The organism is Xanthomonas dyei (genome assembly GCF_002939865.1).
In the GTDB taxonomy this organism is placed as follows: domain Bacteria; phylum Pseudomonadota; class Gammaproteobacteria; order Xanthomonadales; family Xanthomonadaceae; genus Xanthomonas; species Xanthomonas dyei.
Map to the genome: position 1 here is coordinate 1 of NZ_MDEE01000124.1, position 441 is coordinate 441.

Consider the following 441-nt stretch of genomic DNA (forward strand, 5'->3'; position numbering starts at 1 on the left):
CGAGGGCAAGGCCTCGATCCGCGGTCGCTTGCCCACGGCCCGCTTGCGCACCTGCCAGCCCTTGATCTGAAAGATCCGCTGCACCGTGTTCTTGTTCATCCCCAACAGTCCGGCCACCGTCCGATACCCGAACGACGGCTCGGCCTCGATCATGGCTTCGATCGGTGCGGCCAGCTCCGGCTTCACCTTCGGCACTGCCTTGCGCGGCGTGTAGTACACGCTGCGCCGGGCCACACCGAACCAGCGGCACAGCTTGACCATCGAGACGTCGAACCCGTCCTCCTTCAGGCCCTGCTGGATCGAGACCATCAGCTCTCGTCCTTGCCCAGCAGGGCTGACAACTTTTTTCGGGCGCGCAGTTCCAGCATGGCCTCGCCGTAGGCTTCCTGCAGGTCCTTGAGCTGGCGTGCGTACTGCTCGCGCACGTCTTCTGGTTTGGCC

At 64.6% G+C, this 441-nt stretch carries 2 pseudogenes; both read right to left on the bottom strand.

The annotated features are described in order from the left end of the window. Nucleotides 1-309: pseudogene (locus XdyCFBP7245_RS23500) on the bottom strand (IS3 family transposase); the annotation flags it as partial. After that, nucleotides 309-441, bottom strand: a pseudogene (locus XdyCFBP7245_RS24855) (DUF1153 domain-containing protein); the annotation flags it as partial. The pseudogenes XdyCFBP7245_RS24855 and XdyCFBP7245_RS23500, both read right to left, overlap by 1 nt.